The sequence below is a fragment of the Rouxiella sp. T17 genome (genome assembly GCF_036663475.1).
Lineage (GTDB): Bacteria > Pseudomonadota > Gammaproteobacteria > Enterobacterales > Enterobacteriaceae > Rouxiella.
In genome coordinates this window covers 265,212-278,505 of sequence record NZ_JAWUEA010000041.1, presented here as the reverse complement: position 1 = coordinate 278,505, position 13,294 = coordinate 265,212, and the positions used below count along the sequence as shown (strand labels likewise).

The 13,294-nt window shown below is 52.4% G+C and carries 10 protein-coding genes; 4 read left to right on the top strand and 6 right to left on the bottom strand.

The window, feature by feature from the left end:
* Positions 1-77: 77 nt before the first annotated feature.
* A complete protein-coding gene (locus SC206_RS20510) occupies positions 78-1,916 on the bottom strand; it encodes a glycoside hydrolase family 15 protein (protein WP_332740290.1) in 1,839 nt (612 codons plus the stop codon).
* A 303-nt stretch (positions 1,917-2,219) separates the two neighbouring features.
* Between SC206_RS20510 and SC206_RS20505 the strand changes: the two genes are divergently transcribed.
* Entirely contained in the window at positions 2,220-3,251 is a 1,032-nt protein-coding gene (locus SC206_RS20505) for an isocitrate/isopropylmalate dehydrogenase family protein (RefSeq protein WP_332740288.1), read from the top strand.
* A gap of 107 nt (positions 3,252-3,358) precedes the next feature.
* Here the strand turns inward: SC206_RS20505 and SC206_RS20500 are convergent, their stop codons facing one another.
* Entirely contained in the window at positions 3,359-5,527 is a 2,169-nt protein-coding gene (locus SC206_RS20500) for a beta-glucosidase (RefSeq protein ID WP_332740286.1), read from the bottom strand.
* Between the two features lie 147 nt (positions 5,528-5,674).
* Positions 5,675-6,535, bottom strand: coding sequence for an oxidoreductase (locus SC206_RS20495; RefSeq protein WP_332740284.1), 861 nt, complete (start codon positions 6,533-6,535; stop codon positions 5,675-5,677).
* Between the two features lie 96 nt (positions 6,536-6,631).
* On the opposite strand from SC206_RS20495, the gene SC206_RS20490 reads away from it, so the two are divergent.
* Entirely contained in the window at positions 6,632-7,534 is a 903-nt protein-coding gene (locus tag SC206_RS20490; RefSeq protein ID WP_332740282.1) for a LysR family transcriptional regulator, read from the top strand.
* On the opposite strand, the gene SC206_RS20485 is transcribed toward SC206_RS20490, so the two are convergent.
* Both SC206_RS20485 and SC206_RS20480 read right to left on the bottom strand, forming a co-directional pair.
* Positions 7,512-8,675, bottom strand: a complete 1,164-nt coding sequence (locus tag SC206_RS20485; protein WP_332740280.1) for an MFS transporter — start codon at positions 8,673-8,675, stop codon at positions 7,512-7,514. The genes SC206_RS20490 and SC206_RS20485 overlap by 23 nt on opposite strands.
* Positions 8,676-8,872: 197 nt before the next feature.
* On the bottom strand, positions 8,873-10,306 hold the full coding sequence (locus tag SC206_RS20480) for an amino acid permease (protein ID WP_332740278.1): 1,434 nt from the start codon (positions 10,304-10,306) through the stop codon (positions 8,873-8,875).
* A 382-nt stretch (positions 10,307-10,688) separates the two neighbouring features.
* Between SC206_RS20480 and SC206_RS20475 the strand changes: the two genes are divergently transcribed.
* A complete protein-coding gene (locus SC206_RS20475; protein WP_332740276.1) occupies positions 10,689-11,963 on the top strand; it encodes a Glu/Leu/Phe/Val family dehydrogenase in 1,275 nt (424 codons plus the stop codon).
* A gap of 265 nt (positions 11,964-12,228) precedes the next feature.
* Positions 12,229-12,654, top strand: coding sequence for a cupin domain-containing protein (locus SC206_RS20470; RefSeq protein WP_332740274.1), 426 nt, complete (start codon positions 12,229-12,231; stop codon positions 12,652-12,654).
* Between the two features lie 83 nt (positions 12,655-12,737).
* On the opposite strand, the gene SC206_RS20465 is transcribed toward SC206_RS20470, so the two are convergent.
* The gene (locus tag SC206_RS20465) at positions 12,738-13,241 is read right to left on the bottom strand and encodes a DUF1543 domain-containing protein (RefSeq protein WP_332740272.1); all 504 of its coding nucleotides are present in this window, start codon (positions 13,239-13,241) and stop codon (positions 12,738-12,740) included.
* Positions 13,242-13,294 lie beyond the last annotated feature (53 nt).

Below are 13,294 nucleotides of genomic sequence, written 5' to 3'. Positions count from 1 at the left end.
TCAGGGCCCATTAACTTAACTATTTTTATGTATCCACTTAACTATTTTTACGTATTCACTTTACTGTCTTTACGTATTCAATTTTTACTGTGTACAGAGACCAAATGCGCCGCGCAAATAACGGTGAGATGGCTCAACCCCTGAGGCAGGTTGCCACAGCATTTCTTCTGTCGAACGTTATACATTTCGCCCATGATGCCTGCGCTTTTTCCGCCGCTTAGGGTCTCAAGCAACGATTGGAGCATGGCATCGCCCTCTTCCTCATGGCCGAGAGTCGCCAGAGCGGAGGCCATCCAGAAGGCGCAGGCAATAAAGGTGTTCTCTTCTTTATCGACGTCGGAGTAGCGATAAATCATGTTGGGTTCAGCCCCAAGCTCCTCGCGGATAGCTTTCAAGGTGCTCAGCATTCTTTTTGGCGACACTTCTTCGCCATACATGTGCATCAGGGCAATAGAAGCGTCGAGTTTTTCTGAACCGGCCCAAAAGGTGTAACTTTGGCGCGCTTCTGACCAGCAATTAGTTTCGATCCAATCGCGGATACGATCGCGTTCGCGCTCCCAGCGTCCGACCCACGTTGGCTCAATGTGCTTACCGTCAGTCAGTTTGACCGCCTGATTAAGTGCCATCCAGCAGGCCATTTTAGACTGGGTATAATGCTGCAACTCTGGCAGCTCCCAAATGCCCGAGTCCTTTTGACGCCAGATATCGGCACAGTGATTAGTCAGCTGGCCCAGCAAACGCGAAGTTTCGAGATCCAGAACGTGTCCGGCCTCGGTAAACAGCACGGCGGTGTCAAGCAAGTCACCGTAGTTGCTGAGTTGTAACTGCTCGGCGGCATTGTTACCGCGCCTTACCGGCTGCTCACCGCGATAACCCTGAACCGGAATCATGGTTTCTTCAGGAACGGCCGTACCGTCTAAACGGAAACAGGTTTTCATCTCACAGCCGTTGGCACTCAGCGCCTCGGTTAACCATGAAAACGCCGCCTGACAGTCATCCAGCGCGCCCGTGTAGAGGAAGGATTTAATAATCATGCAGGCGTCACGCACCCAGGCGTAACGATAGTCATAATTTTTGCCGCTACCGGTACCTTCTGGCAGGCTGGTCGTTGCCGCGGCGGCCAGCGCACCGGTTGGCGAATACCAAAGAAACTTCAGCGCCAACGCCGAGCGCAGCACGTGCTCTTTGTATTTGCCGTCATAACTCAGGCTTTCAACCCAGCCTTTCCAAGCCATGTCGCTGGTGTCGATATGCTTATCGATCCTGTCTAGTGACGGCACCGCCAGCGGTTTATTTTCGGTAACCAGCAGCGCCGCAATGTAACGCTCGTCGGCTTTAACGGTAAAGGTCGCCTCGGCCCCTTCGTCGCAGCATGAAGAAAGCTCAATTTCTTCGTTAAGGCGCAGCATTAAATGCAGCTTGCCTACGTGCCAAACAACGCCGTGCGCCGAGTCGTGTAACCACGGCATACGCGTGTCGCCCGCCGTGCCGACGCGCAGTTTAAGATTAACCGTCACGGAGCCTTCCAAACCTTCAATGCGCCGCGCTAATTCGTTCCACGGCAATCGGCCAGCCAGCGTGCTGTTAACAGATTCGGTAACGCGAATTTTACCCTTGGCGGTTTCATAAATCGTTTCTAAAACATTGCTGTTTTCGAGATATTGCCGCGTCATGCGATAAGGTTCGCTGGGCACCAGCTGGAAGTAACCGCCTTTCTCGGCGTCAAGCAGGCGATCGAACAAAGGAGGTGAGTCGAGGTGCGGTACGCACCACCAGTCTGCCGAACCGTCAGGGGCAAGAAGTGTTACGGTGCGTCCTTCTCCAACCACGGCGTAATCGCCCGTATCGCAGAAACCATGGCTATCCCGAGGTTCGCTAGGGTAATTTTTATCCGCCCTTTGATTTTTATCAGTCACGCACTATTCCTTCTGTCAAAAAAATTTCCTGAATTTGTGAAGCGTGTAGGACAAAAAGTTTGCCTATTAACTTAAGCCTAGCATCTGACTGAAATTTTTCTTGAAAGTGGAAATTAAAAGGTGACGGCGGACGTTTTGAACTTTAGCATCTTGGGCTAACGCATGAAGGCGCACAGTCGGCTATGTTAGAAGCTCAGTAAAAGCGTAGTTTCAATTCAGGTTTCTGAATAACGTTCTGAACGGTAGCGCTATCCTGTTGTAACCTGATGAGTTTTCCCGTTTACTTAAAAGAGAAAAAGCACTATGGCCCAACTAGACCAAAAAATTCCCGCCACGCTGATCCCAGGCGACGGTATCGGACCGGAAGTCGTTGAAGCAACTGTCAAAATTCTTGATGCGTTGGGTCAGCCGTTCGAGTGGGATATTCAGCAGGCTGGCGTTGCAGGCGTAGAAGCCTCGGGCGATCCGCTGCCGCAGAGCACGCTGGACAGCATCCGTAAAAATCGTCTGGCGCTGAAAGGTCCGTTGGCGACCCCAATCGGTGGCGGTTTCCGCTCTTCAAACGTTCGCCTGCGCGAAGAGTTTGAGCTTTATGCCAACGTGCGCCCTGCCCGCACTCTGGTTCCGGGCCGTTTCGAAGATATCGATTTAGTCCTGTTCCGCGAAAATCTGGGCGGCTTCTATGTCTCTCACGAGTACTACATTCCTGTCGGCGATGACCCGAAAGCGGTGGCCGTTTCTACCGGCATGAACACCCGTGAAGGCAGCAAGCGCATTGCGCGCTACGCTTTCGAATATGCGATTAAAAATAACCGCAAAAAAATCACCATCGTCCATAAAGCCAACATTCTCAAAGCGTTGACCGGTATCTTCCTTGAAGCCGCGCGTGAAGTGGCGAAAGAATACGAAGGCCGCGTTGAAGTTGACGACATGATTGTCGACGCTTGTGCAATGCAGCTGGTGCTGAACCCGTGGCGTTTCGACATGCTGCTGTGTACCAACCTGTTTGGTGACATTCTGTCTGACCAAATCGCAGGTCTGGTTGGCGGTCTGGGCATGGCTCCAGGTGCGAATATCGGTAAAGATGTTGCTATTTTCGAAGCCGTTCACGGCACTGCGCCGGATATCGCCGGTAAAAATCTGGCTAACCCAATCTCCCTGCTGCTGGCTGCTGCAATGATGCTGGACCACGTGAGTCTGGGTGATTTGGCGACCCGTCTGCGTACCGCAATCTACGAAACGCTTAACGAAGACAACGTGCGCACCGGCGACCTGAAAGGTTCTGCGACCACCCAGGAATTCACCGACGCCATTATCCGTCGTTTAGCGGTTTAAGCTTTCATCACAAGATTGAATTTCGTCTTTAACCGCTAAGTTTGGGCGATCATTCAAGAGACTCTAGCCCGCGCTGTTATGCAGCGCGGGCTTTTTATTTATCGAGTTTAAAGGCCGTATCCGAAGCGACGCTCCTCAAGTGTTGTTGTCGCTTCAATCCCCTGATCTTCTGCATGTTTCGCGGCGCGCAGCTGATAATCTCCCTTTGCAATCACCCATTCGGCGTTAACACTATTCCAACTGGCGATCACTCGCGGTTCGAGAATCAGCGTGACTTGTTGCGATTCGCCCGCTGCCAATTCAACCCGCGCAAAGGCCGCCAAGCGCGGCGCAAAATGTCCCTCTTCCGACTGACCCGGCTCACGTTGAACATAAAGCTGCACCACTTCCGCGCCTGCGCGATTGCCGGTGTTGGTCACCGTCACGCGGGCAGTAATCTCATCGCCGTGCTGTTCAACGTGCAAATCTTCATGGTCGAATGAGGTATAGGAAAGGCCAAAGCCAAACGGAAACAGTGGTTTCTGATCGGTACGGGAATACCAGCGATAGCCGACGTCGGAGCCTTCGACGTTATAATCGACGTGAATGATCCCACCTTTAACCGGGCTTCCCGGCAGTGACGTGGTAGTTTCAGGATCCACTTGTTTCGGCTGCGGTAACTGGCTTTCATCGGCTGGGAAAGTCACCGGCAGGTGACCGGAAGGATTCACGCGCCCAAACAGTACACCAGCGATAGCCTCACCGCCGCCCGACCCCGGATACCAGGCTTCGAGCACGGCAGGCACGCTATCGAGCCACGGCATAGTCACCGGACCGCCGGTTTCGAGCACCACGACGGTCTGGCTATTTTCCGCGGCAATAGCGGCAACCAGCTGATTTTGTTCACTACTTAACGCCAGACCTTGTGCATCCAACGCCTCTGAGCGCCATTCCTCAACAAAAAGAACTACCGCCTCGGCGTCGCGCGCCAAGGCTACCGCTTCATCAATATCTTCACCGCTGGCGTAAACCACCTCTGCGGCGGTCGATTCTGCCCGAATGGCCCACAGCGGCGAGGAAGGCTGATAAACCTTTTGCGTTTCGATGCCCATGAAATCGATGCCGGGCAAGCGCAGGCTGCCAACGGGCGTCACTGCCGATGAACCGCCACCGGCCAACACGCCCCTGTCGGCATGAGCACCAACGACCAGCAGCTTTTTAGCGCCGCGTTTTAATGGCAACATCGCGCGGTCATTTTTAAGCAGCACAATGCCCTGCTCGGCCTCACGCTGGGCAATCAGGCGATGGGCGGTATAATCAATGTCACCTTTTGGCGTCGCCGGATGGGCTATTGCCCCCACGGCAAACAGGCTGCGCAAGATACGTTTTACCATGTCGTCGATACGACTTTGCGGCACTTTTCCTTCCGCTACCGCCTGCTTTAAAGGCGCGTCGAACCACACTTTTTCATCCAGATTAGACCCGGACTGCACGTCCAAACCGGCCAACGCTGCCTTTTCCGCCGAGTGGGTCGCGCCCCAATCCGACATCACCCAGCCCGGATATTTCCAGTCGCCCTTGAGCACTTTATTCAATAAAAAGTCGTTTTCTGAAACCCATTCGCCGTTAAGCAAGTTATAACCCGGCATCACGGAACCCGGCTGGCCCAGCGCGATGGCGATTTCAAAAGCCAGTAAATCGGACTCGCGTAGAGCAGGCTCGTCGATGTCGGAACTGACCACCACGCGGCCCGTTTCTTGCGCGTTGACGGCAAAGTGTTTCACCGTCGACACCACGTGCTGTGACTGGATGCCGCGCACAGAATGTCCGGCCATAATGCCGGTAAGCAGCGGATCTTCCGAGAGATATTCAAAGTTGCGCCCGCCGCGCGGTTCACGCACCAGATTGGCTCCGCCCGCCAGCTGGACGTTAAATCCTTTGGCAAAAGCCTCGCTGCCGACCATTTTTCCGGTCAGCTCAGCCAGCTGTGGATTAAACGAGGCGGCCAACGACAGGCTTGAGGCGAGCGACGTTGCATTATCGCCCGGACGCACGTTGCCAAGCGCCGTCACGCCTAAACTGGCATCACTTTGTTGAATAGAGGGAATGCCAAGACGCGGGATGGCAGGATAATACGCCGCCGAACCGATCGCGCCTTCTGGCAGTGGTTCGTCGCCCAGTGGAATAGCCATCGGCGCTGAAAGCCAGGCAAATTTCTCCTCTTGGGTCATCTCGTTAAGTACAAGTTCTGCTTGTTGATCGGCGGTCAGGCCTTCACGTTGCCAACTGTATTTCACTTGCTGTCTCCTCTTGAGGCTACTTTTGCGCAGCACTTTTCTATTAATAACAAATAATAACAAGAGTTAAGCTAGCAGAGGATCAGGCTGACCGACCGTCATTTTGTGTTATCGCGATTTTCTGGCAGCGACTTGATTCACCAGCAATTAGCTCCTCAGCGTATCGAGTTTGGCTAACGCGTCGGCCGTAATTTCCAGCTGGGCGCTCGCCAGATTTTCCTGTAAATGCTGCGGCGAGCCGGTCCCTGGAATCAGCAAAATATTTGGCGAACGCTGGAGCAGCCAGGCAAGCGCGACCTGCATTGGCGTGGCGTTTAGCGAATGCGCGACCTCATCGAGCTGCTGATTTTGCAACGGACTAAAGCCTCCCAGCGGGAAGAACGGCACCCAGGCGATTCCCTGTGCAGCCAAGCTTTCCATCAGCGCTTCATCCTGCCGATTGGCCACGTTGTAGAAGTTTTGCACGCAGACAATCGGGGTTACTTGCTGCGCGTCGGCGACCTGTTTTGCCGTCACGTTGCTTAATCCGATGTGACGAATAAGCCCTTCCTGCTGCATTTTTACTAGCGCGTCGAGCGGTGCATCGAGCGAACCTTCCGCCGGTTGATGCACGCCATACATGCTGCGCAGGTTCACCACTTCCAGTACCTCAAGGCCCAGATTACGCAGATTATCTTCCACCGCACGTCTGAGATCGGCAGCGCTGAAAGCCGGCAGCCAAGCGCCTTTGCTATCTCGAAACGCTCCCACTTTGGTCACAATGCAGAGATCCTGATGATAAGGATGCAGCGCTTTTTTGATTAGCTGATTAGTGATGTGCGGCCCGTAAAAATCACTGGTATCAATGTGTCGAACGCCAGCTTCGAACGCATCGTGCAAAACCTGAATGGCGCGCGCCCCGTCAGCGGGTGGACCAAAAACGCCCGGCCCGGCGAGCTGCATTGCGCCATAGCCAAGACGCGGAACGTGACGATCGCCGAGAAGATAGGTCTGAGTTGCGAGTGACATGGAACACCTCCTGAGTAAATGTTGTTCGATTGTATCCCTAAGCTGACTGTGCAACTATTAGGCCAAATGACGACAAACTGTACGAGGTGGCGGACAATGCCAATGGATATCGCGCTACTTCACGCCGTAGTGGCAGTGGCTCAGGCAGGAGGATTTCGCGAGGCGGCGCGGGTGACCGGCAGTAATCCGTCAAAAATGAGTGATGCCGTGCGTCGGGCCGAGCAGCAGCTGGGCGTGCGGTTATTTCATCGCACCACACGCACCGTCGTGTTAACGGAGGTGGGCCGCGCGCTGATGGAACGGCTGCTGCCCGCAATGACGGAGGTCGACGCCGCGCTTGACGTGGTTAACCGTTTTCGCGATACGCCGTCGGGCACGTTGCGGCTTAACGTGCCGGTCAGCGCCGCGCGGTTGGTTTTGCCGTCGATTGTTCCCGCCTTTTTGCAACGTTATCCAGATATTACGCTGGAAGTGGTGGCAGAAAGTAATGTGCAGGATGTGTTCCGGGAAGGTTGCGACGCCGGAATTCGTTACGACGAGCGACTGGAGCAGGATGTCATCGCCCTGCCTATCGGCGCGAGACAACAGCGTTTTGCCGTGGCGGCCGCGCCTGCTTATCTCGATTTGCAGGGGCGTCCGCAGCACCCGCGCGAGCTGCTGAATCATCGTTGTATTCGTGGGCGTTTTGCCAGTGGTGTAATACCTGAATGGGAGTTCGAGCGCGAAGGTGAAGTCGTCAAAATTCAACCAAACGGGCCTCTGGTTGTCAGCATTGGCGCGGCGGTGGACTTGGCTGTCGCTACGGCGATTGCAGGCGGCGGCGTGATCCAGCTATTCGAGGAGTGGCTCAAACCCTCGATTGAAAACGGCGAACTCGAGGCGATTCTGGAGCAGTGGTGGCCGAACTTCTCCGGCCCCTATCTGTATTACCCCGACCGCCGTTTAATTCCGACGCCGCTCAGGGCTTTTATTGATTTTATCCGCGAGACTCAGGTTTAAGATGGCCTTTTGCCGGGCTATCTTTTAACCCGAAGACAATGGCGAAAACCACCAGCGCCATGGCCGCAGTGGCGATAAAAATCGTCGAACTGTTGCCGGGCAAATAGCCCATAAAAGCGGAAAGAAATTGGCCCAGAAATATCGCCATTGATAGACGAGCAAGATTACGACCGCGCCGCGCGGGGCTTGAAAGCTCGACAACCATATGATTGACCAGCGGCACGGAGAAGCCAAAGCCTGAGCCCAACGCGATAGCGCCAACAACCAACAGCGCCATTGAAGGCGCAAAAGCGAACAGCAGATGCGCCACGCCGTAAAACAGAAAGGCGACGGAAAGCGTACCGAAAGCGGAAAGCCGCTTGACCAGCTTGGGCATCATCCATGCCGCAAAAACGGCGACCAGTGAAACGAACGACAGAAAGTAACCGGTTTGCGCTTCCGAAACGCCTATTTTTTGGAAATGCAGCGGCAGCATAATCACCGCCGTAAAGAACACAATCATCGAAAACAGCGCGGCAAAATAGCTCAGTCTCAGCGCTGCCATCGGCGTGGCCGCTTTCTCTTCGCCCTCCTGCGCGCTCTGGATCTGCGCCTCTTGTCGCGGAATAAAGGCGATCACCATCGCTAATAAAATCCACGCAAACAGGTAGAGGCTAAATGGCCAGCGCCAGCCCACGGTAGCCAATAAACCACCGATAAACAGAAACACCACGCCGCCCAGTTCTATCGACATTCCCTGTTTCGCAATCATCCCCATCCGCTGCTCGCCGTGGTAGAAACTCGAAATCAGGCCCGTACCGGTCGACATTACCAGCGCCGTTGCGCCGCCCAGCAAGATTCTGTCGGCAAATACCGCCCAATAGCCGTGTAAAAATGCCCCGCCCACGCCGAGTAAACCATATAAAAACAGGCCCCAACAAAGGGAGCGATATAAGCCTGCTTTATCAATCATTCGTCCTGCGAGTGGCCCGAAAATCACTACGCCGAGTGACGGCAAGGTCACTAACCAGCCCGAGGCTTTTTCAACGCCCAGTTGGCGGGCGATAGACGGCAAACCGGGCACGATGACGCAGCCGACCATAATGGTCAGACAGGCAACGGTAAGCAGGGTTAATGCGCCCATTTTCGACAAGTTGTGCATGAATCCTCACGGGTTAAATAGCCGATATTTAGGGATAATATCCATTATACGGTCATTTAATTACCGGCGATTTGTGCTAGTGAAAAGCAAAGTTGGAAACGACGCACTGTGAGTAGAGAGTGCAGAAGAGACGGCGAGCCGTTTGAAAATTTGACTGCCGCCCTGCTCAAGGGCAAGGCGGCAATCAAAACAGTGCTTTAAACCCGCAAATCCACGGTTTTAAGCTGCTCTTTACGCTGTTTAATTTTCCAGAAAACAAACAGCATAATGAACCACAGCGGCGACACGGCTAACGCAGCCAGCGTATCGGGGTCAAACAGCATGATAAACAAGGTGAAGGCGAAAAATGCCAGCGTCAGCCACGACATCGCAATCCCTGCCGGCATCTTGAAGACTGACTGCGCGTGCAGCTCAGGACGCTTTTTGCGATAAATCAAATACGCAAAGAGGATCATCGCCCAGCTGTAAATCACCAAAATAGCCGCCAGCGTAGAGACAATAGTGAACAATGTCATTACGTTAGGCACCAAGAACAGCAACAGCGTGCCACTCAGCATGCAGAAGCAGGAGAAGAACAGGCTGCGTACCGGAATCGATGACGTTTTAGAAAGAATACGGAACTGCCAGTGTGCGTGTTTTTCTATCGACAAACCGTAAAGCATGCGCGTACTGGAATAGACGCCGCTATTTGCCGAAGACATCGCAGACGTTAGCGCCACAAAATTGATCACGGCCGCGGCGGCAGGCAGGCCAGCTTTGGCAAACAGCAGCACAAACGGGCTGACGTCAGGCGAGATAGCGGCCCACGAGGTGACGGCAATAATGACAATCATTGAGAGCATGTAGAAAATAATGATTCGCAATGGAATGGCGTTAATGGCTTTCGGTAAAATCCGCTGCGGATCTTTGGTTTCAGCCGTCATGGTGCCTAACAGCTCAATACCGGTGTAAGAGAAAATCGCGATTTGGAAACCCGCCAGGAAACCGGCAATGCCGTGAGGCATAAATACGCCCGGATCGGTGAGGTTATGCACCGACGCGCGCACGCCGTCGGGTGAGGTCCAGCCCGTTGCCACCATCCAGCCGCCCGTTAAAATCAACGCAATAATGGTGACGACTTTAATCAACGCGAACCAGAATTCCGCCTCGCCAAACATCTTCACCGACAACAGGTTAAACAGGCAAAGCACGCCTAAGGTGATCAGCGCCGGGATCCACGCCGACATTTCTGGAAACCAATACTGCATATAGCCGCCGCAGACCACCACGTCTGCGATGCAGGTCACTACCCAGCTGAGCCAATAGGACCAGCCAAGGAAAAAGCTGGCGCGCGGGCCCATATAATCGGCAACAAAATCGGCGAAAGATTTGTAGTCCAGTTTCGAGAGCAAAACTTCACCCATGGCCCGCATGGTCATGTACATGAAGAAGCCCACCAGCAAATAGATAATCAGGATGCTAGTTCCGGAAACGGCGATATTTTTCCCTGCGCCCATAAACAGGCCGGTGCCGATTGCGCCGCCCAAAGCGATCATCTGGATGTGCCTTTCGCTCAGGCCTCGCTGGAGTTTTTGCGTGTTTTCAGGGTCTTTGGCAGGCGGACGCTGCCGTTCCGTGTTTCTAAATGTCATTGCATTTCCTTTAGCCTTGCAGTGAAAGTCATGGAGCGGCGGGATGAGGGAGCATGCTGGCGTCGCCTATTAACAAAGTCAACACGAATAAACAGCATTTCATTCACTTTATGACCTAATTCAAAGTTCTGAATATTAGAGGAAAAATTATTTTTATGCACTAATTTGAATACATTTTGAATAAAAATGCACCCATATGCGGCGCTATTTTATGATTAATTATTCATTTAATCTAGGCCTGGTTGCCCCAAAACGGTGCGCTGCGCTTTGCCCCCCTCTAACCCTTTTTCTAAAAGCTGATAAAATCAGCATCGAACAGTTAAATGCTCTTCTCTTCCTCTGCTTCACCAAATAAATGACTTTATTAAAATAAGGCTTTTTTATGGAAAAGTTATCCTACGTCTCAGACAGCATTACCTCTCCCTGGACCACTTATCTGCGCCAGATCGACCGCGTCGCGCCCTATCTCGGCGACCTTTCGCGCTGGATTGATACCCTTCGTCATCCTAAACGTGCGTTGATTGTTGATATTCCGCTGCAAATGGATGACGGCACGATTCGCCATTTTGAAGGGTATCGCGTACAGCACAATCTCTCGCGCGGTCCGGGCAAAGGCGGGATTCGTTACCATCCGGGTGTAGACCTTAATGAAGTCATGGCGTTGTCCGCGTGGATGACCATTAAATGTGCGGCGGTCAACCTGCCTTATGGCGGCGCAAAAGGCGGTATTCGCGTCGATCCTTTTGCTCTTTCCGAAGGTGAACTGGAACGCCTCACTCGCCGTTACACCAGCGAAATCGGCGTGATTATCGGCCCGCAGAAAGACATTCCTGCCCCCGATGTCGGCACCAACAGTAAAGTTATGGCGTGGATGATGGACACCTACTCCATGAACCAAGGCACCACGATTACCGGCGTAGTAACGGGCAAACCGATTCATCTCGGCGGCTCGCTGGGGCGTGAAAAAGCCACCGGTCGCGGCGTTTTTGTTACGGGTCGTGAAGTCGCGCGTCGTGCGGGAATCGAAACCGAAGGTGCGCGCGTGGCGGTACAAGGTTTCGGCAACGTAGGCAGTGAAGCAGCACGCCTATTTGCAGAAATCGGCGCACGCATAGTGGTGATTCAGGACCATACGGCGACCCTATTTAATGACAGCGGCATTGATATGGCTGCTCTATCGGCCTGGCAGATTGAACATAAACAGATTGCCGGATTCCCGGGCGCGCAGGAAATAGAAAGTGAAGCGTTCTGGACTACGCCAATGGATATTTTGATCCCGGCGGCGCTCGAAGGCCAAATAACCCGCGAACGCGCAGAACTGTTGAGCTGTAAATTAGTGCTGGAAGGTGCAAACGGCCCAACTTATCCTGAAGCCGATGATATTCTCACCGCGCGCGGCGTAATGATCGTTCCTGACGTAGTGTGTAACGCGGGCGGTGTAACGGTCAGTTATTTCGAGTGGGTACAGGACATGGCGAGTTTCTTCTGGAGCGAAGATGAAATTAATGCGCGCATGGATAAAATCATGACCGAAGCCATGGTTCACGTGTGGGAAAAAGCAGCGGATAAAGATTGCTCACTGCGCACGGCGGCTTATATTGTGGCCTGTGAACGTATATTAATGGCGCGTAAAGACCGCGGTATTTATCCGGGGTAATCGCTATAGGCCAATCTATAGACCCATGTTTAGACGATAATATTTAGCGTAAAGCACCGCATTGACGTAATCAGTGCGGTGCTTTTTTCTTTTGTGTCACTTTCACGTTATATCTTTTTTAAATGTATCTCACTTTTTAGCAATGATTTATCAACATTTTTCTGGCATAAAGAGGCGCGGGTTATTTTGGTGAACGCATCTAATCCGTACACCCATAATAAAAATCAATAATGACGATTTTCAAAACCATACTTGGATAAATTCTATGCAAAAGCTAACCAAAACTTTGTTGTGTCTGGCCGTTTTATTACCCGCTTCATGGGCGAATGCGCAGGTTATTACCAAAGAACAGCAGCAACAGGTCGAGAAAAAGAGTCTTGGCGGCGGCAAAGGTTCTGTTGACGTGGCCTTTGGTTTTACTCGCGACAAGGCAAAAGCCGATGAGGCGATTAAAGAACTGAGCTGGTTGACCATTAAGCCAGGCGACTCGATTGGTTATCATCAGCATAAAGACAATGAAGATGCTTATATTATCGTATCTGGTACCGGTACCTTCAAAGAGGCCGATGGTAAAGATTATCCGGTTAAAGCGGGCGATATTACCATCGTGCGTAAAGGTCAATCTCATGGTCTGACCAACAGCGGCAAAGAGCCTCTGGTTGTAGTAGATGTGATAGCCGCGCAGCAGTAAATAGGTGAAGAGAGTCCGGAAGAGTACTGTTTCCGGACTTTTATCTTAGGCATCTGATAATGGCGGCTTTATTAGTTGATAATTCAAATACCAATAGGTTGATAGCCCTGCCATTCTGGAGTAAATCGCTTGCCGCTACTGCTTGGGGTCAGATGAATATAAAGATCGCCCACTTTATCGAGCAGAATGCAGTCGTCAACGTCTTTAAGATTATCTTTATGCTGATGGAAAACGCCTTTTAACAAGGTTTCCATTGCGCGCTTTTTCGCTTCTTTGGCATCTTCAACGACAAACAAATCAAAGGCATGGAGTTCGGCAAGTGAGGAAGGATCATAGGCGCCGGCATTAACAAAAAACAGTTTTTTATTGTGCGCGGGTGGCGTGGAAGATAATGAAACGGCATAACCGTCGGCCCACATAATTCTTGCGTAGCCATCAACATGGATTTTATCTGCATCACCAAACCAGGCTTCTCGCAAGGCTGGCCAAGCATGTTCAGGCTGTTCGGCGGCGACGAACTGAATATCATGAACCTCAATATTGGATTTTCCGGCATTCCCACCCACGTAAAACATATATAAATACACGCACTATCTCCTTTTAGATAACTTGGGTTACACTTCACCCTTCGCTATATATT